This is a genomic window from Corynebacterium sp. 335C, from assembly GCF_053525695.1.
Map to the genome: position 1 here is coordinate 542963 of NZ_JASTTB010000002.1, position 21124 is coordinate 564086.

The 21124-nt window shown below is 73.8% G+C and carries 18 protein-coding genes; 2 read left to right on the plus strand and 16 right to left on the minus strand.

What is annotated here, in order from left to right; all coding sequences use genetic code 11:
* Positions 1-898 precede the first annotated feature (898 nt).
* From QQS41_RS09330 to QQS41_RS09370, 9 genes are all read right to left on the minus strand, one after another.
* Positions 899-1600 carry a response regulator gene (locus QQS41_RS09330; protein WP_448852428.1) on the minus strand — a complete coding sequence of 234 codons (702 nt, stop codon included), beginning with the start codon at positions 1598-1600 and terminating at the stop codon, positions 899-901.
* Entirely contained in the window at positions 1597-4311 is a 2715-nt protein-coding gene (locus tag QQS41_RS09335) for a DUF4118 domain-containing protein (RefSeq protein ID WP_448852429.1), read from the minus strand. Before QQS41_RS09335 ends, QQS41_RS09330 begins: the two co-directional genes overlap by 4 nt.
* A gap of 263 nt (positions 4312-4574) precedes the next feature.
* The gene (locus QQS41_RS09340; protein WP_448852431.1) at positions 4575-5159 is read right to left on the minus strand and encodes a potassium-transporting ATPase subunit C; all 585 of its coding nucleotides are present in this window, start codon (positions 5157-5159) and stop codon (positions 4575-4577) included.
* 100 nt (positions 5160-5259) lie between these two features.
* Complete coding sequence (gene kdpB / locus QQS41_RS09345; protein WP_448852432.1) at positions 5260-7443, minus strand: potassium-transporting ATPase subunit KdpB; 2184 nt, start codon at positions 7441-7443, stop codon at positions 5260-5262.
* On the minus strand, positions 7440-9152 hold the full coding sequence (gene kdpA, locus QQS41_RS09350; RefSeq protein WP_448852560.1) for a potassium-transporting ATPase subunit KdpA: 1713 nt from the start codon (positions 9150-9152) through the stop codon (positions 7440-7442). Before kdpA ends, kdpB begins: the two co-directional genes overlap by 4 nt.
* Positions 9153-9259: 107 nt before the next feature.
* Entirely contained in the window at positions 9260-9352 is a 93-nt protein-coding gene (gene kdpF, locus QQS41_RS09355) for a K(+)-transporting ATPase subunit F (protein ID WP_448852433.1), read from the minus strand.
* Positions 9353-9541: 189 nt separating this feature from the next.
* Positions 9542-10018 (minus strand): ASCH domain-containing protein, encoded by a 477-nt coding sequence (locus tag QQS41_RS09360; RefSeq protein WP_448852434.1) that lies wholly within the window; start codon positions 10016-10018, stop codon positions 9542-9544.
* A gap of 95 nt (positions 10019-10113) precedes the next feature.
* A complete protein-coding gene (gene glgX / locus QQS41_RS09365; protein ID WP_448852435.1) occupies positions 10114-12255 on the minus strand; it encodes a glycogen debranching protein GlgX in 2142 nt (713 codons plus the stop codon).
* A gap of 401 nt (positions 12256-12656) precedes the next feature.
* Positions 12657-13352, minus strand: a complete 696-nt coding sequence (locus QQS41_RS09370) for a TetR family transcriptional regulator (protein WP_448852436.1) — start codon at positions 13350-13352, stop codon at positions 12657-12659.
* Positions 13353-13801: 449 nt separating this feature from the next.
* Here QQS41_RS09370 and bioB point away from each other — a divergent pair, with 449 nt between their 5' ends.
* Both bioB and bsaP read left to right on the plus strand, forming a co-directional pair.
* Positions 13802-14806 (plus strand): biotin synthase BioB, encoded by a 1005-nt coding sequence (gene bioB, locus QQS41_RS09375; protein WP_448852437.1) that lies wholly within the window; start codon positions 13802-13804, stop codon positions 14804-14806.
* 207 nt (positions 14807-15013) lie between these two features.
* Positions 15014-15232, plus strand: a complete 219-nt coding sequence (bsaP, locus tag QQS41_RS09380; RefSeq protein WP_448852561.1) for a biotin synthase auxiliary protein BsaP — start codon at positions 15014-15016, stop codon at positions 15230-15232.
* Positions 15233-15829: 597 nt separating this feature from the next.
* Here the strand turns inward: bsaP and QQS41_RS09385 are convergent.
* The 7 genes from QQS41_RS09385 to QQS41_RS09415 form a co-directional block, all read right to left on the minus strand.
* Complete coding sequence (locus tag QQS41_RS09385) at positions 15830-16450, minus strand: hypothetical protein (protein ID WP_448852438.1); 621 nt, start codon at positions 16448-16450, stop codon at positions 15830-15832.
* A gap of 173 nt (positions 16451-16623) precedes the next feature.
* A complete protein-coding gene (locus tag QQS41_RS09390) occupies positions 16624-16746 on the minus strand; it encodes a hypothetical protein (RefSeq protein WP_448852439.1) in 123 nt (40 codons plus the stop codon).
* A 140-nt stretch (positions 16747-16886) separates the two neighbouring features.
* A complete protein-coding gene (locus tag QQS41_RS09395) occupies positions 16887-17078 on the minus strand; it encodes a hypothetical protein (RefSeq protein WP_448852440.1) in 192 nt (63 codons plus the stop codon).
* Positions 17079-17260: 182 nt separating this feature from the next.
* Positions 17261-17878, minus strand: coding sequence for a hypothetical protein (locus tag QQS41_RS09400; RefSeq protein ID WP_448852441.1), 618 nt, complete (start codon positions 17876-17878; stop codon positions 17261-17263).
* 319 nt (positions 17879-18197) lie between these two features.
* On the minus strand, positions 18198-19022 hold the full coding sequence (locus tag QQS41_RS09405; protein WP_448852442.1) for a hypothetical protein: 825 nt from the start codon (positions 19020-19022) through the stop codon (positions 18198-18200).
* 176 nt (positions 19023-19198) lie between these two features.
* On the minus strand, positions 19199-20095 hold the full coding sequence (locus tag QQS41_RS09410) for a hypothetical protein (RefSeq protein ID WP_448852443.1): 897 nt from the start codon (positions 20093-20095) through the stop codon (positions 19199-19201).
* 63 nt (positions 20096-20158) lie between these two features.
* Entirely contained in the window at positions 20159-21094 is a 936-nt protein-coding gene (locus tag QQS41_RS09415) for an N-acetylmuramoyl-L-alanine amidase (protein WP_448852444.1), read from the minus strand.
* Between the last annotated feature and the right edge of the window lie 30 nt (positions 21095-21124).

The following is a 21124-nucleotide window of genomic DNA, read 5'->3' on the forward strand; positions in this document are numbered from 1 at the left end:
GGTGCGCGCCGGCCGGGCGTCGCCAGTCTCCTGTTTAGGTCGCCGGCATTTCCCCTGGTGGGGCGGGCCATAGATCGAATCGGTCTCTGCCCTAGGCGGCGACTGCGCCCATATCTGGGGCCATGCGTGGGCGGTCGGTCGGGTCGACGAGGGGTTACCTACTTGACGTAGGAGGGTGCCCGGTTCCCTGGGTAAGAGGGGTAAGAGGGTGTCCGTTATCCGGGGTAGTGACCGTGCCGTCAGGTCCGTGGCGGCGTGCTGGCCGTCCCATCGGGGTCGCGGTGGCGTACTTGCCGTGAGATTGAGCCCGTGGCGGCGTGCCTGTCGCGAGATTGGGCCCGTGACGTCGCACCGGACGCCGCCTCCGCCCATGTCTATCCGGGGTTAATGCGGTTTAGCGGCCTGAACGCGACAAAATCCACGGCAAAACCCCAGGACGCGAATCGCGTTTGGGCCGCTAAATCCCGTTAACCCCCAAGAGTTGAGCTTGATGCCCGAGGAAGTGGGGCGCGGGCCGGGCGGGGCGGTGGGGTCGAGGGGAAATGCGGTCGCGGAGACGGCAGCGCCGGCGGTTAATGCGGTTTAGCGGGCCCAACGCCTCAGATCCGGCGGCAAAAGCCCAGGAGCCACCGTGCGTCTGGCCCGCTAAAGGGCGTTAACCCCCTGAGGCGGTGCCGGGGACGGGACAGACGACTCCGGAGGCGGCCGGGTCGAGGACATCACGGTACGGACGGCCGCGCTGCGACGCCGGAATCCCTGCGTCGGCGCGGCCCCGGCCCGGCCCCGCAGGCCCGCAGTCCGCTGGTTTCGGCCCGGCCCCGCAGGCCCGCAGTCCGCTGGTTTCGGCCCGGCCCCGCAGGCCCGCGGCCCGCCGGCCCCGGCCAGGCCGGCACCGCCCCTACGCCGGCGACCCGCCCACGAACCGGTGCCCGTGCCCCGGCTCCGTGATGAGGTGCCGCGGCGACGACGGGTCCTCCTCGAGCTTCCGCCGCAGCTGCGCCATGTAGATCCGCAGGTAGTGCGTCTCCTTCACGTACGCCGGCCCCCACACGGCGGCGAGCAGGTCCTTCTGCGTCACCAGCCGCCCTCCGGCGCGCACCAGCGTCGACAGGACGCCCCACTCGGTGGGGGTGAGGTGCACCTCGGTGCCGTCGCGAAGCACGCGGGTGGCGGCGAGGTCCACGGTGAGCGCGCCGGCGACGACGACGGGGTCCTCCTTCTCCGCGGCGCGGCGGGCGCCCTCGGCGTGCCGCAGGGCGACGCGGATGCGGGCGAGGAACTCCTCCATGCTGAACGGCTTGGTGACGTAGTCGTCCGCCCCGCCGTCGAGCGCCTGCACCTTCTGCAGCGGATCGGAGCGGGCGGTGAGCATGACGACGGGGACCTCCGACCAGCCGCGGATGCCGGCGAGGACGTCGGCGCCGTCGATGTCGGGCAGGCCGAGGTCGAGGACGACGAGGTCGGGGGAGTCGGCGGAGGCGCGGCGCAGGGCCTCGGCGCCGGTGGCGGCGGTGACGACGTCGTAGCCGCGGGCGGCGAGGTTGATGCGCAGGGCGCGCAGCAGCTGGGCGTCGTCGTCGACGATGAGGATGCGGGTCACGGCTCCATCCTTCCGCGATCGGGGGCGGGAAGCGACACCCGGGCGACGGCGCCGCCGCCGTTCCGGTGGGCGAGCTCCACGGAGCCGCCCATGGCCTCCGTGAAGCCGCGGACGACGGACAGGCCGAGGCCGACGCCGCCGGCGGGGCCGTTGTCGCCGAGGCGCTGGAACGGCGCCCAGATGTCCTCGCCGCCGTCGCCGGGGCCGGGGCCGCGGTCGGCGACGGTGACGACGGCCCAGCCGTCGACCTCCTCGGCGGTGACGTCGACGGGGGAGCCGGGGGCGTGGGACAGGGCGTTGTCGACGAGGTTCGCCATGACGCGCTCGAGGAGGGAGCGGTCGGCGACGGCGCGGACGGCGGCCAGCGCGGGGCCGTCGACGCGGACGCGGGCCATCTCCTCGCGGGGGCGGCCGATGGCGCAGTCGGCGACGGCGCGGTGGACGACCTCCTCGACGGGCACGTCCTCGGGGCGCGGCCGGATGGCGCCGGCGGCCAGGCGCGACGAGTCCAGCAGGTTGGCGACGAGGCGGGAGAGCTGGTCGACGGCGACCTCGATGGTCTCCAGCAGTTCGGCGCGGTCGTCGTCGGAGAATTCGACGTCGGTGGCGCGCAGGGCGCTGACGGACAGCTTCGCCGACGCCAGCGGGGTGCGCAGGTCGTGGCCGACGGCGGACAGCAGGGCGCGGCGGAGCTCGTCGGCCTCCTCGAGGGCGCCGGCGCGGGCGGCTTCGGCGGCGAGCTCGTCGCGGCGGACCAGGCCGGCGAGGTGGTCGGCGACGACGGAGAGGACGCCGCGGTCGTCGGCGCGGACGTCGCGGCCGGCGAGCAGGAGGTCGACGGAGCCGTCGGAGGAGGCGACGACGGCGTCGGCCTCGTCGCGGGACAGGGGTGCGCCGGTGACGTCGACGCCGTCGCGGCCGGCGGGGCCGTCGTCGGACCAGGCGCCGATGAGCCGGCCGCCGGGGGCGACGGCGGCGACGGCGCGGTGGCCGAAGACGCGGCCGGTCTTCGCCAGCAGCTCCTCGGGCCCGCCGCCGCCGAGCGCGGTGCGGGAGAACAGGGCCAGCAGGTCGGCTTCGCGGGAGGCGGCGGAGGCGGCGTCGCGTTCGGCGCGGGCGCGGTCGACGAGCAGCGCGACGGCGAGCGCGGTGGCGAGCATGACGCCGAGCGTCGCGGCGTTGCCGGGGTCGGAGATGGTGAACGTCTCCACCGGCGGGGTGAAGAACCAGTTCAGCGCCAGGCCGGAGAGCAGCGCGGACAGCAGCGCGGGCCACATGCCGCACAGCAGCGACACCGCGAGGATGGCGGCGAAGAACAGCGACGCGACGGCGCCGAGCGCCCCGGATCCGGGCTGTGGGTCGAAGGCGTGGGCGATGAGCGTGATGATCGCCGGGGCCGCCACCGCCGGCGCCCAGCCGAGCAGCAGCGTCCGCAGCCGGCGCCGCCGGGTGCGCGCGCCCGGCGCGTCGTCGGGGGAGACCGCGGTCGCGTGCGCGCGGGTGCCGCGTGACGACGGGGACCCCGCCGCGGCCGCGCCGCCGCCCGAGCCGGCGCCGTCCAGCGTCACGAGGTGGACGTCGATGCGCCCGGCGCCGCGGACGACGGCGTGGGCGGTGCCCTCGCGCAGCAGGCGCGCCAGCCGGGAGCGGCGGGAGGTGCCGATGACCAGCTGGGTGGCGTTGACGCCGCGGGCGAACTGCAGCAGCGCGGCGGGGACGGAGTCGCCGGTGACCTGGTGGACGCCGGCGTCGAGGTCGGCGGCGAGCTCGCGGATGCGCGGCATGGTGCGCAGGGTGCCGGAGGTGAAGCCGTCGCCGCCGATGACGTGGACGACCATCAGCTCGGCCGACGACTTGGCGGCGATGCGGCGGCCGCGGCGGATGAGGGGTTCGGCGTCGGCCTCGTCGGCGACGGCGACGACGACGCGTTCGCGGGTCTCCCAGGTGTCGGTGATGCGCTCGGCGGCGCGGTAGCGGGCCAGCGCGTCGTCGACCTGGTCGGCGAGCCACAGCAGCGCCAGCTCGCGCAGGGCGGTGAGGTTGCCGAGGCGGAAGTAGTTGTTGAGCGCGGGGCCGATGCGCTCCGGCCGGTAGACCAGGCCGTCGGCGAGGCGGGTGCGCAGGAACTCCGGCGACAGGTCGACGAGCTCGATTTCGTCGGCGGCGCGGACGACGGTGTCGGGCACGGTCTCGCGCTGGACGACGCCGGTGATGCGGCCGACGACGTCGTTGAGCGACTCCAGGTGCTGGATGTTCATCGTGGAGATGACGTCGATGCCGGCGTCGAGGAGCGTCGCGACGTCGCCCCACCGCTTGGGGTGCCGGGATCCGGGCGGGTTGGAGTGGGCGTACTCGTCGACGAGGGCGACGTCGGGGCGGCGGGCCAGCAGCGCGTCGACGTCGAGTTCGCCGCCGGCGGAGCCCTCGGGCGCGGGCAGGCGGGGGATGGTCTCCAGGCCCTCGGCCATGAGGCGGGTGTGGGCGCGGCCGTGGTCCTCGATGACGCCGGCGACGACGTCGACGCCGGCGGCCGACAGGCGGTGGGCCTCGGCGAGCATGGCGCAGGTCTTGCCGACGCCGGGTGCGGCGCCCAGGTGGATCTTCAGCTTGCCGCGGGCCGCGGTCGCTCCGTCGCCGGCCCGGTCCGCCCCGGCCGCGCGCACGGGCGTCGCCGCCCCGTCCGCCCCGGCCTTCGCCGATGCGCCGTCCATGTCGGTGTGGTCCTCCTTCCGCGGCGGGCCCCGGGATCGTCCGGGCCCGCCGCCGTCGTCTTCGTCTTACCCGCGCCGGGGGCGCCGCGGGGCGTTTCGGCCCCGCGGCGCCCTCGTCGTCGTCGTCGTGCGCAGGTCGCCGTCGTCGCGCATGCGGCTGCCTGCGCGGTGCGCGGGTCGCCGTCGTCGCGCATGCGGCTGCCTGCGTGGTGCGCGCGGCTGCCGTCGTCACGCGGACGACGGTGCCGCGCACCCGCGTCCGGTCAGCCGGCGCAGGCGCCGCCGCCGGGCAGCGACAGGTTGAGCTCGGTGACGTTCACGTGCGGCTCGCCGAGCACGAGCAGCGCGCGGCCGTGGGTGGCGTCGGCGACGAGGCCGCGGACCTCGTCCTCGGACAGGCCGGTGGCGCGGGCGACGCGCGGGACCTGCAGCTCCGCGTACTCGGGGCTGATGGACGGGTCGGCGCCGGAGCCGGAGCCCGTCAGGGCGTCGGCGGGCACGGCGGCGGGGTCGACGCCCTCGCGCTCGGCGATGGCGGCGCGGCGCTCCGCGACCTCGTCGGCCAGCTCCGGGCTGGACTGCGACAGGTTGGTCATGCCGTCGGGGCGGTGGTGGAACCAGGCGTCGGCGTCGCCGGGGGCGTCGCCCGTCTCCATCGCGGCGGCGCGGCCGTCGGGCAGGACGCGGGAGGCGACGAGGCAGCCGTCGTCCTCGACGAGGTGGCCGTCGGCGGTGGCGGCGGTGAGGCGGGAGACGCCCCACACGGCCGTCGGGTAGGCCAGGCCGAGGACGACCGTGGCGATGGCGACGGCGATGAAGCCCGCCGCGAGGGTGCGCATGGTGGACATGGCGTTGGGGTCCTTTCGGGGTGCCGGGCGCGGGCCGGGGAGGGCCCGGGCCCGGGGAGCTGAACCGGGGTGCCGGGGTGCGGTGCTGAGCGGGTGCGGCCTACATGCCCGGCAGCAGCCGGACGACGAGGTCGATGAGCCAGATGCCGATGAACGGAGCGACGACGCCGCCGAGGCCCCAGATGCCCAGGTTGCGGCGCAGCAGCACGGCGGCCGGGGCGGGGGAGTACTTCACGCCCTTCAGGGCCAGCGGGATGAGCGCGATGATGATGAGCGCGTTGAAGATGATGGCCGACAGGATGGCCGACTCCGGGCTGTGCAGGCCCATGATGTTCAGCGCGCCGAGGCCGGGCAGCGCCGGCGCGAACAGCGCGGGCAGGATGGCGAAGTACTTCGCCAGGTCGTTGGCCAGGGAGAACGTGGTCAGCGCGCCGCGGGTGATGAGCAGCTGCTTGCCGACGGCGACGATGTCGATGAGCTTCGTCGGGTCGGAGTCGAGGTCGACCATGTTGCCGGCCTCCTTGGCGGCGGAGGTGCCGGTGTTCATGGCGACGCCGACGTCGGCCTGCGCGAGCGCCGGCGCGTCGTTGGTGCCGTCGCCGGTCATCGCGACCATGCGGCTGGCGGCCTGCTCGGTGCGGATGCGCTCGAGCTTGTCCTCCGGGGTGGCCTGGGCGATGTAGTCGTCGACGCCGGCCTCCTCCGCGATGGCCTTCGCGGTCAGCGGGTTGTCGCCGGTGACCATGACGGTGCGGATGCCCATGCGGCGCAGCTCCTCGAACCGCTCCGCCATGCCGGGCTTGACGACGTCGGAGAGGCGGATGACGCCGAGGACGCGGCGGGCGCCGGAGGCGTCCTCCTCCGCGACGGCGAGCGGGGTGCCGCCGCCGCGGGAGATCTCGTCGATGGCGCCGGCGACCGCGGCGGGCCACTGGCCGTCGCGCTCGGCGACCCAGGCGGCGACGGCGTCGCCGGCGCCCTTGCGGACGCGGCGGCCGCCGGCGTCGAGGCCGGACATGCGGGTCTCGGCGGTGAAGGCGATGGCCTCGGCGGCGGCCTCCTCCGGGGAGGCGTCGGCGGCGATGCCGTGCTCCTCGGCGACGAACGCGACGATGGAGCGGCCCTCGGGGGTCTCGTCGGCCAGCGACGCCAGGCGCGCGGCGGCGGCGAGCTCGTCGGCGCCGACGCCCGGGGCGGGCTCGAGGCCGGTGGCGCGGCGGTTGCCGAAGGTGATGGTGCCGGTCTTGTCCAGCAGCAGCACGTCGACGTCGCCCGCCGCCTCGACGGCGCGGCCGGAGGTGGCCAGCACGTTGCGGCGCACCAGTCGGTCCATGCCGGCGATGCCGACGGCGGACAGCAGCGCGGCGATGGTCGTCGGGATGAGGCACACCAGCAGGGCGATGAGGTTCAGCGGCGTGAACTCGGCGCCGACCCACAGGCCCATGGGGGAGAGCGTGACGACGGCGACCAGGAACACGATGGTCAGCGTCGCCAGCAGGATGGACAGCGCGATCTCGTTCGGGGTCTTGCGGCGCTGGGCGCCCTCGACCAGGCCGATCATGCGGTCGACGAAGGTCTGGCCGGGCTCCGAGGTGATGCGCACGACGATGCGGTCCGACAGGACCACGGTGCCGCCGGTGACGGCGCAGCGGTCGCCGCCGGCCTCGCGGACGACGGGGGCGGACTCGCCGGTGATGGCGGACTCGTCGACGGTGGCGGCGCCGCGGATGACGTCGCCGTCGCCGGGGATGGTCTCGCCGGCGCGGACCTCGACGACGTCGCCGCGGTGCAGCTCGGACGCCGCGACGTCCTCGGTCGCGGGCTCGGCGGAGGCGTTGGCGGAGTCGCCGCCGCGGGAGCCGGAGCCCTCCGGCAGGCCCACGGCCGCGGCGCCGCCGACGATGCGGCGGGCGCGGGTGTCGGTGCGCACCGCGCGCAGGGTGTCGGCCTGGGCGCGGCCGCGCCCCTCGGCCACCGCCTCCGCCAGGGAGGCGAACAGGATGGTGAACCACAGCCAGGCGGTGATGCCCCACGAGTGCAGCGAGGGGTGCAGCACCGACAGGACCGTGGTGACCAGCGCGCCGACCCACACCACGAACATCACGGGGTTGCGGGCCTGGACGCGCGGGTCCAGCTTCTTCAGCGCCAGCGGCAGCGCCTGGGCGACGGTCGCCCCGAGGCCGCGGCCGGGGGATCCGGCGCCGGCGGGGTGGGCGTCGTCACGCGCATCCTGCGCGGCGTCCTTCGCGGTCAGATCGCGGTTCTCCGTGCGGACGGTGGTCATGCGAGGGCCTCCGAAATCGGTCCCAGGCACAGGGCCGGGAAGAAGGTGAGGGCGGCGACGAGGACGACGACGCCGAGCGTCAGCATCGCGAACGTCGCGCCGTGGGTGGGCAGGGTGCCGGTCGACGCCTCGGTGCGCTTCTGCGCGGCGAAGGACCCGGCGAGCATGAGGACGAAGAGGATGGGCAGGAAGCGGCCGATGAGCATCGTCAGGCCGAGCGTCACCTGGAACCACGTGTCCGTGACGGTGAGGCCGCCGAACGCGGAGCCGTTGTTGTTCGCCGCGGACGTGTAGGCGTACAGCACCTCGGACAGGCCGTGGGCGTTCTGCGCGGTGCCGGCGGCCCCGACGTTCGTCATCGCCTCGGCCACGTCGCCGCGCGCCAGGGAGGCGGCGGTGCCGGCGAGCACCAGCGTCGGCATGACCAGGATGTACAGGCACACCGCGGTGATCTCGCGGCGGCCGACGCGGTTGCCCGCGAACTCCGGGGTGCGGCCGACCAGCAGGCCGCCGACGAACACCGCCAGGATGGCGAGCACCAGCAGGCCGTACAGGCCGGCGCCGACGCCGCCCGGGGCGACCTCGCCCAGCAGCATGTTGAGGATGAGCAGGCCGCCGCCCAGCGGGGAGTAGCTGTCGTGCATCGAGTTGACCGCGCCCGTCGACGTGCCCGTCGTGGACACCGCGAACAGGGAGGAGGCGTTGATGCCGAAGCGCGACTCGATGCCCTCCATGTTCGCGCCGGCCGCCGCGGCGACCGGGGCGGAGGCGGTGTGCTGCGCCCACGTCACGCCGGCGAGCATGAGGCCCCACAGGACGCCGATGACGCCCAGCAGCGTCAGGCCGTCGCGGCGCGAGCCGATCATCGTGCCGTAGGTGCGGGTCAGGGCGACCGGGATGACCAGCAGCGCGAAGATCTCCAGGATGTTCGTCAGCGCCGTCGGGTTCTCGAACGGATGCGCCGAGTTCGCGCCGAAGATGCCGCCGCCGTTGGTGCCCAGCTCCTTGATGGCCTCCTGCGAGGCGACCGGGGCGCGCGGCACGTCGACGCCGAAGACGGTGGTGAGGTTCTGGCCGAACGACTGCATCGTCCCGCCGATGACCAGCAGCACGGCGATGAGGAACGCGCCCGGCACGAGGATGCGGGTCAGGCCGCGGACCAGGTCGACCCAGAAGTTGCCGATGGTCGCGTGGCCGCCGGGGGCGTGCGCCGCCGCGTCCGGGTCGGCCTGGCGGTGGCCGAGGTGGCCGATGCCGCGCACCAGCGCCGCCGCCACCGCCATGCCGACGGCCGCGGAGACGAAGTTCTGCACGGTCAGGCCGGTCATCTGGGTGAGGTTCGTCAGCGTCGACTCGCCCGAGTAGGACTGCCAGTTGGTGTTGGTGACGAAGCTCGCGGCGGTGTTGAACGCCATCGCCGGACCGACGGCCTCCTGGTCCGTGCCGAGCGACGGCAGGATGGCCTGCAGCCGCTGGATGGCGTACAGGACGACCAGCGACGCGACGGAGAACGCCAGCACCGCGCGGGCGTAGCCCTTCCACGTCTGGCCCGCGGCGGGGTTGACGCCGAGCATGCGGTAGACCAGCTTCTCCGCCCGCGTGTCGTGCGAGGACGTGTAGGTGCGGGCCATCCAGTCGCCGAGCGGCACGTACACGGCCGCCAGCAGGATGAGCAGGACGGCGACCTGGCCGACGCCGGCCGCCGCCATCGGCAGGGTGGACGCGCCGTCCGCGAGATGCGTGACGACGGGACCCGCGCCGGGCGCGGGCGCCGCCTGTGCGGCGGTGATGGGATGGGTGAGGAAGGTCGCGGGCATCAGAACCTCTCCGGGTCGATGAGCGCGACGAGCAGGTACGCGGCCAGGGCGATGGCCAGGACCAGCAGCACGATGGACACGGCGGACGACATCGCGTGGGCCCCCTTTCCGTCGTCGGTGGGTTGATGACGGAGGGGACGCTATTTCCCCGGGCGGGCCGCGCGTGCCCGCCCAAACGGCTTCCTTACGCCCCTGGCCTGGATCTTTGCGCGCCCTTTACGCGGCCCCGCGGGGCGTTTGCGGTTTCCTTGCGGGGCCCGCGGGAGGGGCCGGGAACGTCGTCAGGCTGCGGGGAGGACCGCGGCGACGCGGAAGCGCTGCACGACGACCGGGGTCGCGTCGTCGAGCGCGGGCATCGCGTCGCCCATCGCGGCGCGGAAGTCCGCCGACCCCCAGAAATCCAGGTGGGCGGCCAGCCAGTCGGCGCGGCCGGCGAAGCCCTCGCCCTCGGCGCGGGCGACGTCGTCGCCGACGGCGCCGAGCGGCGTCACGGAGACGTCCGTGTACTCGATGACGCACACGGCGCGGCCGTCCGAGCCGACGACGGCCTCGCGATCCCCGGGGCGGGGAAGGGGCTCGCCGGCGGACTCGTACTCGGCCGCCAGGGCCGAGGTGGCGGTCTTCGCGCCGGACAGGACGGCGGCGACGAGCCGGTCGCGCAGTTCGCCGGGGAAGGCGAACTCGCAGACGGGCAGCCCGTCGTCACGCGACGACGCGTCGTCCGGCGCGGACTGCGCGGGGCACCCGTCGTCACGCACCGGCGGCGCACCGTGAGGCGCGCGCGGACGGTGCGCCGGCGGCGCGCGGCGGTCGTCGTCACGCGACGACGCGTCGTCCGGCGCGGGCACCGCGGCTAGTGCTTCTCGATGAGCACGATGGTCGAGCGCGCCGGCACGCGCAGCTCGCCCTCCGGCTCGACGAGGCGCTCCTTGTCCGGGCGGCCGCCGAGCTCCGAGGTGTCGATGAGCACCTCCCAGTTCGACGCGTACTCCGTGCCCGGGATCTGGAACTCGATGTCCTCGTAATGCGCGTTGAAGCACAGCAGGAACGAGTCATCCACGATGCGGCGGCCATGGCCGTCCGGCTCCGCGATCGCCTTGCCGTTCAGCCACACCATCAGCGACTTGCCGAAGTCGAAGTCCCAGTCCTCCTGGGTCATCACCGTGCCCTCGTGCGTCAGCCACGCGATCTCGCCGGCCTCGCCGTCGGCGCCCAGCGGGCCGCCCTGCAGGAACCGGCGGCGGCGGAACACCGGATGCTCCGCGCGGACCTTCAGCAGGAACTCCGTGAAGTCCACCAGCTCCGAATTCGTGCGCGTCTGGTTCCAGTCCATCCAGGACAGCATGTTGTCCTGGCAGTAGACGTTGTTGTTGCCCTTCTGCGACCGGCCCATCTCGTCGCCGTGCGAGATCATCGGCGTGCCCTGCGACAGCAGCAGCGTCGTCAGGAAATTCCGGCGCTGCTGCGCGCGCAGCGTCAGGACCGTCTCGTCGTCCGTCGAGCCCTCCACGCCGCAGTTCCACGACCGGTTGTGGCTCTCGCCGTCCCGGTTGTCCTCGCCGTTGGCCATGTTGTGCTTGTTGTTGTAGCTGACCAGGTCATTCAGCGTGAAGCCGTCATGCGCCGTGATGAAGTTGATCGACGCGGTCGGCCGGCGGCCGTTGTTCGCGTACAGATCCGAGCTGCCCGTGATGCGCGACGCGAACTCGCCCAGCGTCGCCGGCTCGCCGCGCCAGAAATCGCGGATCGTGTCGCGGTACTTTCCGTTCCACTCCGTCCACTGGGGAGGGAACGAGCCGACCTGGTAGCCGCCCTCGCCGACGTCCCACGGCTCCGCGATGAGCTTCGCCTGCGACACCACCGGATCCTGCTGCACCAGATCGAAGAACGCCGCCAGGCGATCGACCTCGTGGAACTCGCGCGCCAGGGTCGACGCCAGATCGAAGCGGAAGCCGTCGACGTGCATCTCCGTCACCCAGTACCGCAGCGAATCCATGATGAGCTGCAGCGTGTGCGGGTGGCGGACGTTCAGGGAATTGCCCGTGCCCGTGTAGTCCATGTAGTGCTGCCTGTCGCCGTCGACCAGGCGGTAGTACGCCGCATTGTCGATGCCGCGGAAGCAGATCGTCGGACCCATGTGGTTGCCCTCGGCCGTGTGGTTGTAGACCACGTCGAGGATGACCTCGATGTCCGCGTCATGGAACGCGCGGACCATGCCCTTGAACTCCGACACCGCGCCGCCCGGCTTCTTCGCCGACGCGTAGTCCTGGTGCGGCGCGAAGAACCCGAACGTGTTGTAGCCCCAGTAGTTGCGCAGGCCCAGCTCGCGCAGGCGGTCGTCCTGCAGGAACTGGTGGACCGGCATGATCTCGATCGCCGTGACGCCGAGCTCCTTCAGGTACTCGATGATCGCCGGATGCGCCAGGCCCGCGTACGTGCCGCGCATCGACTCCGGGATGTCCGGATGCGTCATCGTCATGCCCTTCACGTGGGCCTCGTAGATGACGGTCTCCGAGTACTCGTGTCGCGGCAGGCGGTCGTCGCCCCAGTCGAAGAACGGGTTGATGACCACCGACGTCATCGTGTGGCCGAGGCTGTCCGCCGTGTTGCGCTCCGACGGGTTGTGGATGTCGTAGCTGAACAGCGACGGATCGCCGTCGAAGTCACCGTCGAACGCCTTCGCGTACGGGTCGACCAGCAGCTTGTTCGGATCGCACCGGTGCCCGTTGTCCGGGTCGTACGGGCCGTGGACGCGGTAGGCGTAGCGCTGCCCCGGCATCACGCCCGGCAGGTAGCAGTGCCAGATGTGGGCGTCGACCTCCTCGAGCGGGATGCGGGTCTCCGCACCTTCCTCGTCGATGAGGCAGAGCTCCACGAGCTCGGCCACATCGGAGAACAGCGCGAAGTTGGTGCCCGCGCCGTCGTACGTCGAACCGAGCGGGTAGGCGTCGCCCGGCCAGACCTGATATTCGCCGACGGTGTTCGGAGTAGTCATGCAGAACACCTTAGTTGCCGGGGCGACGGACTTGGTGGATACGGGCGCCGCCGCGGTGATGGGGCGAGGCGGCGAGGGCGGTTGCCGGCGGCGTCCGGTCCGGAGCGGCCGGGGAGGTTTGCCGGCGGTGTTCGGCCCGGGGCGGCGCGCGTGCGTCGTGCAGCCTGTGGGAGTCGTGGGGTCCGTGTGCCGGAGTGGATGCGGAGACGGAGCCGGAAGGTTATGCGGACGGGGTTAACGCGCTTTAGCGGGATGAACGCCACAGGGGTCCTGGGCTTTTGCGGCCGGATTTGTGGCGTTGATCCCGCTAAACGGCATTAACCGCCGTGAGGGGGGGGCGGAGGCAGCTGGAAGGCGGGGTGATTCGGGCCCGGAGGGACGTTGCCGGAGTTCGGCGGGCGTCAGTTGCCGGCGGCGCGGCTCCGGGTCGCGATGCCCGTCGTGATCAGTCCGACGCCGCGCCGGATGCGCAGCCCCGGGTCCATGGCGGGTGCAGGCGACGAAGCGGCCGAGGCGGATGCTTCGCCGGAGCCGGCGGGGGAGCCGGAGTCGGTGGCGGAATCGGAGCCGGTGGCGGAGTTGGAGCCGGCTCCGGCGGAAGCGGTGGAGCCGGTGGAGCGGGCGGGGGAGCCGTCGACGGCTGCGAGCTGCGACGCCGTCTGCTCGTCCACCGTCGCGCCGAGGATGAAGTAGAGGAGGGTGTCGGCGGCGTCGGCGCGCTCGCCCTCGTCGAGCCCCGACGGGCGCAGCAGCCGCCGGAACGTCATCGCCGGCGAGGCGTCCAGCGTCCCCGTCGCGAGCGCCGCCGACACGACCTCCGCCCCGTCGTTGTGCGCCACCAGCGCCGACCGCAGCGACGACGCGAACGCCGCCACGTCCGACTGCCAGTCTCCCGTGCCCGACGGATCGCCCGCGGCCTGGAGGATGCGGCCGGCGACGGCGCCCAGCAGCGCCTGCTTCGACGGGAAGTGCCAGTACATGGCGCCCGCCGCGGAATCGAGATGCCGGGCCAGGCGGCGGATCGTCAGATCCTGCAGGCCGTACTCGTCCAGGATGCCGATGGCGGCGTCCATGATGATGTCCTTCGTCAGTTGCACGATCCCAGGCTAGCCGCCCGCATCCGGCGACGGTGGCCGTTCTTCGCCCTACCGGTGCGCCGAGACGGGCGCCGGGGCGAAGGGTCGGGTGCGCGGAGGTGGCTCGCCGAGGCCCGGCAACGGTGGCGCGGAGTCGGCATCGACGCGGGAGGGCCGGGAGCGGGGAAGGAGCGCGAAGGGCCGTGGGAGGGGCGCCGCCACCCCCGGAATCGCCACCCCGCCGACCGCCCCCGCGACGCGAAACACCCGCTCACGCCACCCCCGCCGGCCCGCCACGACATCCGTTCGCCCCCGAAATCACGCAATGTTGAACGCCGTTCGGCGCGGGGAATAGCATGGGCTTGAACGCCGATCGGGACGTCGTCAAGCACCCGCGCGCGCACCTCGCGCGCACCCCGCGACCGCGACCCCGCGCACCCCGCGCCAGCCCACGCCGGAGGAGACCACCCATGACCGACCACGCCGACATCCTCGACCTCGCCCGCGAGAAGGTCCTCGAGCGCGGCGAGGGCCTGACCCGCGCCGAAACCCTCCAGGTGCTCCAGCTCCCCGACGAGCGCATCGAGGAGCTCCTCGCCCTCGCCCACGAGGTCCGCCTCAAGTGGTGCGGCGAGGAAGTCGAGGTCGAGGGCATCATCAGCCTCAAGACCGGCGGCTGCCCCGAGGACTGCCACTTCTGCTCCCAGTCCGGCCTCTTCGAATCCCCCGTCCGCTCCGCCTGGCTCGACATCCCCGCCCTCGTCGACGCCGCCAAGCAGACCCAGAAGACCGGCGCCACCGAATTCTGCATCGTCGCCGCCGTCAAGGGGCCCGACGAGCGCCTCCTGTCCCAGCTCGAGCACGCCGTCGCCACCATCCAGTCCGAGGTCGACATCAACGTCGCCGCCTCCGTCGGCATCCTCACGCAGGAGCAGGTCACCCGCCTCGCCAAGGCCGGCGTCCACCGCTACAACCACAACCTCGAAACCGCACGCTCCTTCTTCCCCGAGGTCGTCACCACCCACACCTGGGAGGAACGCCACGAGACGCTCCGCATGGTCCGCGAGGCCGGCATGGAGGTCTGCTGCGGCGGCATCCTCGGCATGGGCGAGACCCTCGAGCAGCGCGCCGAATTCGCCGGCGACCTCCAGGACCTCGACCCCGCCGAGGTCCCCATGAACTTCCTCGACCCCCGGCCCGGCACCCCCTTCGAGGGCCGCGAGCCCATGGAGGCCCCCGACGCCCTGCGCGCCATCGGCGCCTTCCGCCTCGCGCTGCCGAAGACCATCCTCCGCTTCGCCGGCGGCCGCGAGCTCACCCTCGGCGACCTCGGTGCCGAGAAGGGCCTGCTCGGCGGCATCAACGCCGTCATCGTCGGCAACTACCTGACGACGCTCGGCCGCCCCGCCGAGGAGGACATCGACATGCTGGGCAAGATCCGCCTGCCCATCAAGGCCTTCAACGCGACGGTCTAGAGAGGCACGCGCATGACGACGGTGAAGGCGGCGGGCGCTGCGGGTGCGGGGGCGTCGGCTTCGGCTGGGGCCGCGGGTGCGGGGGCTTCGGCCGGGGGCGCGGGCGTTCCGGGCGTCGCGAAGAAGGCGCCCGATCTGCGTGGCAACGCCCCCGGCTGGCCCGGCGGACCCCGCGTGCCGAAGTCGACGGACCTCGCCCGGGCCGTGATGCTCGGCGAGGAGCCGCTGTTCGACCCGTTCACCGGCGCCGACCTCGCCGCCGGGGAGGTCAAGCAGCGCAGCCACGGTGCCAGGGCCGGCCTGGAGGCGCCGCGGTTCTGCCAGATCTGCGGACGGCGCATGGTCGTGCAGGTCCGGCCCGACGGCTGGTCCGCCGTGTGCTCCCGCCACGGGGAGATCGACTCCGTGATGCTGGAGATGCGGTAGGCGGTAGGCGGCTGCGGTCGCGGGTGCCGGTCGGCTGCGGTTGTCGGCGCCGTCCCGGGCTGGTGCGGCGCTGGCGCTGTCATTGCCGGGTCGGTTTCCCGCCGATTCGGGGTTAACGCGATTTCGCGGGATGAACGCGATCGGCGTCCTGGGGTTTTGCCGCCGGATTTGTCGCGTACGGGCCGCTAAATCGCATTAACCGCCGGGAACGGGCGGTGGTGGTGGGCCGTTGAAGGGCCGCCGACGGAGGGGCGGCTCCTGCCCTGGCGAGGTTAACGCGCTTTAGCGGGCGCAACGCACGATCGGTCCTGGTCTTTTGGGCGCGGAAATGAGGTGTTGGGCCCGCTAAAGGTCATTAACCTCGGCACGTGCCGGCCGGGGTGGGATGCCGGGGCCGTGTCGGCAGGGGAACGCGTCGGCCGCGGCGTGCGGGGGACGGCATCCGCAGGTCGCGGAGCCGCGCACGCCACGGGCCCCGGACACCGGGGATGGTGTCCGGGGCCCGTTCGGCGGGAGGCGGGGCCGGCGGCGCGGGGTCGGCGGCGCGGGGCCGGCGTCAGCCCCCGGCGCCGGGGCCGAAGCCTCCGGCATCCGGCGCTAGTACGCCTCGATGCTTGCCGGATAGGGGTACACGACGGCGTCGTTGCCGCCGACGCACTTCCAGACGTCGCGGTCCTCCGAATCCTTCACGCCCGTGCAGGTCAGCGTGTACCAGTCGCGGGTCACGGGACTCTGGACCGTCGGATGGAGGTCGCCCGCCGACGGCTCCTGCTCCTTCACGATGTTCGCGACCTTGGCCGTGAAGTCGCAGCTCGTCGCCTCCGTCCCGGAGAACGAGTAGCCGTAGCACGGCCGGTAGACGTTCAGCCCGTCGCCGCAGTCGCCGGGGGCGGGATGGCAGCGGCCGGGCTCGCCCTCCCGCGGCATGCGGTCGTCCGGGTGGGATCCCTGGTCGGCGCCCATCGGGACGGCGGTCGCCTCGGCGGCCTCGGGCACCGGGGCGGGGTCCGCGCCCGCGGCCGGGGCCATGGCGGTCATGCCGCGGGCGGCGATGAGGGCCGCGGCCAGGCCGCCGAGTGCGCGGCGGGGGCGTCGCGCGGCGGGCGACGTCCGGGTTCCGCCGGCGCCGCGGGCACCAGCCTCGGAGAGGGCCGCCGCGGTGCGGGCGGCGTCGTTCGTTCGGTCGATTCCGGTTCCGCGGGTGTCCATGGTGGTCATCGCGGATCACTCCTCGATTCGGGTCGGTGCCGGGGCGGTCGTCCCGGCGCATTTCCGTGTCCATGCCGGGCGGTCGTCCCGGCGGGGCGCCGGGGCCGGTGCTCCGGCGCGTTCGTGTCGGTGCGGTGGTTCGGTTGGCGCCGGCGATTCATCCGTCGACGCCACTCCGACCGCTACGGGTAGATGAACATCGTGGCGTTGCCGCCGGGGTTCGAACAGGACCAGTGCGGGATCCCGTCGCCGTCGGGGCGGCCCTTGCACTCGACCATGTACGTCTGCTGCGTCACGGGGCTCATCTCGTAGAACGTGCGGGTCTCGTTGAAGTGCGGCTTGCCGCCGGCGACGCGGTTCGCGATCAGCTTCGTGAATTCGCAGCTGGTGTTCGGTCCGGCGAACGCGAAGCTGGCGAGGCCCGGTTCGCATTCGGCGGCGTTGTTCAGCCCGGTGCCGCGGGGCCCCTCGGTCCCGGGGCGCCCTCGCCGGCGCCGTCGGCGGCCATGGCGCCGGGTGCGGCGAGCGCGAGCCCGGCCGCGGCGATGAGCGAGGCGGTGGCGGCGCGGACGCCGCGTCGGACGATGGGCCGGCGGGTGCCGGCGTCGGTGGTGTCGCGGAAGTCGGTGGTGGTCATCGCGGTTCACTCCTTGGTGGTTCCGTCGCCTCCGCCGGTGGCGGAGGATTCTCCCTGTGCGGGAGGGGCGCTTTGCGACGGGACCCGCGTGGCGCGGGTGCCGTCGTCACGCTTCTGAAGTTGGGGGTGCGGCCGCTACGGCACGGGATGCGGCCGCGGGGTGGGCTGCGTCATTGCGGCCGTCACGGGTAGACGTAGACGACGGCGTTGGCGCCGCCTTCGCACTTCCACAGCCAGTCGAGGTCCGCGTCGCGGGCCTGGCGGCAGCGCATGTCGTAGGTGCGGCCGGTGACGGGGCTCTCGACGCGCTGCCACTGGACCTCGCCGGCCGACGGCTCCTCGCCGGCGAAGCGGTCGCCGACGAGATTCGCGAACGGGCAGCTCGTGTTCTCGGAGCCGGTGAACACCGCGGTCGCGACGTTGGCGATGCAGTGCTCGTAGGTGTTCAGGCCGTGGCCGTACCAGCCGGGCGGGGCGGTCCAGCGGTCGCCGGTGTCGTTGACGGGGTCGACGCCCTGGGCCTCGGCGCCGCCGTCGGCCTCAGTCGGCTGCTCTGCGGGCTGCTCGGCTGCCGGCTGCTCGGCGGGGACGGGGTCCTCCGCGGCGGGGGCGGCGCCGGCGGCGGGTGCCGCGATGGCGATGCCGGCTGCCGCGAGGAGGGCTCCGGCCGCGGCGGCGATGCCGCGTCGCGGGGCGGCCGGGGTGATGACGGTCGGGTCATCGTGGCCGCCGTGGTCGGAATGCCGGCGGCCGTGGGCGTTGCTCGTTCCGTGCGTGGTTCCGCGGGCGTTGGTGCGCATCGCGGACCTCCTTCGGTCGGGTCCGGCGGCGAAGTCACCGCCGAACGGGCTGTGCCGTGCCACGCAAGGTGCAAGCGCCGACGGGGGAGTCAATACCATCGAGACAATAATTCACGGTTGTGGCTGCGATAGGGAGCGTCACCTTATGTCGTCTCCGCAGGTGGGCGATACCGGTGTTCCGATCGCCGAGAATTCCGTGAAAAGTCCCGGCAATGGGCCCGATTGGCAGGTTTTGGCCGTCCGGATCGCCCGCTTTGCGCCTCCGGTTCGTCCGGATGGGGCGCCCGGATCGGGCGATCCGGGCGCCGCTGCGCCGGGACTACGGGTAGACGTAGACGACCGCGTCGTTGCCGCCGGCGCAGCGCCACACGCCGTCGCCGTCGGCATCCGCGACGACGTCGCACGCCAGCTCGTAGGTCTGCCCCGTCACGGGGCTGTTCGCGGTCACCGTGGCGGCGGCGCCCGGCGTTGCCGCGGCCCGCGATCCGGCTTCCGCGATGGCCTCGCCGACGTTCGCCGCGAACGGGCACGACGTCCGGGCCGTTCCCGCGAAGACGGCGGTCGCGCCGCCGTCGTCGCAGCGCTTGTCCGGGGACAGCCCGGCCGCGTCCGCGGTGACGGAGCCGCCGCCGTCCCCGTCCCCGGATCCCGAGCCGGGTTCGGGCGCCACGGTGGTGGTGCGGGTCGCCGTCGCGGTCGCGGCGATGGTGGGGCTTGGCGACGCTGCCACGGCCTCCCCGTCGTCCCCGCCGGCGGCGAGGAAAGCGACGACGCCGCCGATGGCCAGGGCCACGATGGCGAGGGCCACGAGGAGCGGGGCACGGGAGCCGCGGGAGGCGGCGGCCGGGGTGGCCGGGGTGGCCGGGCCCGCGTCGGCCGGGCCCGCGTCGGCCGGGCCCGCGTCGGCCGGGCCCGCGTCGGCCGGGCCCACGTCGGCCGGGCCCACGTCGGCCGGGCCCACGTCGGCCGGGCCGGCGTCGACCGGGAAGCCCGGGGAACCGGCGGAGCCGGCGCCGGCGGGGGTGCGCGGGGCGTCGACTTCGTCGAAGCTCCAGTACAGGGTCCTGGTCGGTGCGTCGTCGGGTGCGCCGCCCCGGTTCTCCCCGTTGCCCGGGACACCGCCGCCGCGGGGTGCGTCGTTCATCTCGTGACCTCCTCGTCCGCGCCGGAACCGCTCCGGCTGCCTCGTCATCCGGGGGTTGGAGATCGCGGAGCCCCCGGATGTTCCCGCGGGGGCGGGATTCATCCGGGGGCGGGGGAGGGGCCGCGGCGGGGAGCGTCGTCACGCACCGGGCGGTGACGGCGCCGGGCCGCCGCGGATCACGGGTAGACGTACACGATGGCGTTGTCGCCGCCGCTGCACTTCCACACCGGATCCTTCTCGGCGTCGCGGGCGCGGCGGCAGTCCATGGTGTAGGTCTTGCCGGTCACGGGGCTGTGCGCCTGGACCGTGGCGCCCGAGTCGGAGACGGGGACGCCGGCGAGCTCGTGGCCGACGTTCGTCGCGAACGGGCAGGACGTCGTCTCCGTGCCGGTCAGCACCGCGGCGGCGGAGCCCCGGGCGCAGTTCTTCCACGTGTTCAGGCCGACGCCGTAGTGGCCCGGCGAGGCGCGGAAGCGTCCGTCCGAGGAGTCCGTGGAGCCCTCCGGGGCGGGCGCCGGCTCCTCCGGGGCGTCCGTGGTCGTGGACGTGGCGGTGGCGGTCTCGGTGACGACCTCCTCCGTGGCCTGCGGGGCGGCCGTCGCGCCGTCGTCGCCGGAGCGGTCGGACAGCAGGAACACGACCACGCCGACCAGCGCCAGCACCACCACGGCCAGCACGCCCAGCAGCACCTTCATGGCGGTGCCGCCGCCGGGGCGGCCCGGCTCCGCGGGGTTCGCGGCGCCCCGGCCGGCGCCCGCGCCGGCTCCGGCCGCGTAGCCGCCGTCCCAGCCGCCGCGCGGCGCGTCGCCGTAGCCGCCGTAGCCGGGGCCCGCCTGGCCGCCGGCGTAGCCCCGGCCGCCCTGCCCGCCCGGGTAGCCCCGGTCGTCGCCGTACGACGGAATCGCCTGCGTGTGCCCCGGATCCGACGGGCCGTAGCCCGCCGGGCCGCGGCCGGCGTCGCCGTACGCCCCGTAGCCGAAGTCCCGGTCGTCGTAGCCGTCGCCGGGCAGCGACCAGTCGTCGCCCTGGCCTCCTCCGCCGCCGTATCCGCCGTTGCGCCCCTGATCCGTCATTCGCCTGGTCTTTCCGCTGTCATCGGCGGCCGGAGCCGCCGTTCATTTACCTCATTCGCGAAACTACCCGTTCTCCGACAGGTAGTCGTTGATTCCCTCGACCATCGCCTGCGCCATCCGCTCCTGGCCGTCCTCCGACTCCAGCAGCGCGATGTCCTGCGAGTCGCGCATGTTGCCGAACTCCATGAGCGCCTTCGGCTTCGTCGACAGGTTCAGCCCCGTCAGGTCCGACCGCGGGTTGAGGCCGTCGACGCCGAGGTAGTTGGACGTCTGGAAGCCCTGGGCGACCATCGCGTCGCGCAGGTCGGCGGCCAGCCGGCTCGACTCCTCCGCGAGGTTGCCGGGCAGCGGGTCGGCGATGGCGGAGACGTGGAAGCCGCGGGCGCCCTCGCCGTTGCCGTCGGCGTGGATGGAGACGACGACGTCGGCGTCGGAGGCGTTCTCCGTCTCCGTGCGCTCGTCGATGCAGGCGGCCCGGCCCGTGTCGTCGGCGCGGCTGAGCAGCACCGTTGCGCCGGCGGCCTCCAGCTTCTTCTTGATGCGCTGGGCCAGCACCCAGTTGAACGTGTGCTCCGGCCAGCCCGCGTTGGAGGCGGTGCCGGTGGTGTTGCACTGCTTCATGCCGCCGCGGCCGTCGGTGACCATCTGGTCGGCCGGGGGCGCGGTGCCCGCGTGGCCGGGATCCAGCGCGATGACCGCGCCGCGCAGCGCGCCCAGGTCACCGGGGGAGGGTTCGCGCGCCGAGGTCGCCGCGGTGCGTGACGACGCCTCCGCCGCCGGGTCCTTCGCCCCCGCCGGGAGGGAGCCGTCCCCCCGCTCGTCCGGGGCCGCGCCGTCCGAGCCGGAGTCCTCCCGGCCGGCGGCCGGGCGGTCGCCCGCCCGGTCGACGGCGGTGCCGGAGGAGTCGCCGATGGTGCAGGCGCCCAGCGGCAGGGCCGCGGCGAGGGCCAGGGCGGCGACGGCGCGGCGCAGCCCGCGCGACCGTGATGCGGTGCTCATGGGGCTTACCGTACAACCGGCCCCGACATC

Bases quoted from the DNA above. Each gene is read 5' to 3' on its own strand.
- kdpF (WP_448852433.1), bottom strand. From the start codon at position 9,352: ATGTCGTCCGCCGTGTCCATCGTGCTGCTGGTCCTGGCCATCGCCCTG.
- QQS41_RS09340 (WP_448852431.1), bottom strand. From the start codon at position 5,159: ATGTCCACCATGCGCACCCTCGCGGCGGGCTTCATCGCCGTCGCCATC.
- kdpB (WP_448852432.1), bottom strand. From the start codon at position 7,443: ATGACCACCGTCCGCACGGAGAACCGCGATCTGACCGCGAAGGACGCC.
- kdpA (WP_448852560.1), bottom strand. From the start codon at position 9,152: ATGGCGGCGGCCGGCGTCGGCCAGGTCGCCGTCCTGCTCATCCTGCTG.
- bioB (WP_448852437.1), top strand. From the start codon at position 13,802: ATGACCGACCACGCCGACATCCTCGACCTCGCCCGCGAGAAGGTCCTC.
- glgX (WP_448852435.1), bottom strand. From the start codon at position 12,255: ATGACTACTCCGAACACCGTCGGCGAATATCAGGTCTGGCCGGGCGAC.
- QQS41_RS09405 (WP_448852442.1), bottom strand. From the start codon at position 19,022: ATGAACGACGCACCCCGCGGCGGCGGTGTCCCGGGCAACGGGGAGAAC.
- QQS41_RS09400 (WP_448852441.1), bottom strand. From the start codon at position 17,878: ATGCGCACCAACGCCCGCGGAACCACGCACGGAACGAGCAACGCCCAC.
- bsaP (WP_448852561.1), top strand. From the start codon at position 15,014: ATGCTCGGCGAGGAGCCGCTGTTCGACCCGTTCACCGGCGCCGACCTC.
- QQS41_RS09410 (WP_448852443.1), bottom strand. From the start codon at position 20,095: ATGACGGATCAGGGGCGCAACGGCGGATACGGCGGCGGAGGAGGCCAG.
- QQS41_RS09390 (WP_448852439.1), bottom strand. From the start codon at position 16,746: ATGAGCCCCGTGACGCAGCAGACGTACATGGTCGAGTGCAAGGGCCGC.
- QQS41_RS09395 (WP_448852440.1), bottom strand. From the start codon at position 17,078: ATGACCACCACCGACTTCCGCGACACCACCGACGCCGGCACCCGCCGG.
- QQS41_RS09335 (WP_448852429.1), bottom strand. From the start codon at position 4,311: ATGGACGGCGCATCGGCGAAGGCCGGGGCGGACGGGGCGGCGACGCCC.
- QQS41_RS09415 (WP_448852444.1), bottom strand. From the start codon at position 21,094: ATGAGCACCGCATCACGGTCGCGCGGGCTGCGCCGCGCCGTCGCCGCC.
- QQS41_RS09385 (WP_448852438.1), bottom strand. From the start codon at position 16,450: ATGACCACCATGGACACCCGCGGAACCGGAATCGACCGAACGAACGAC.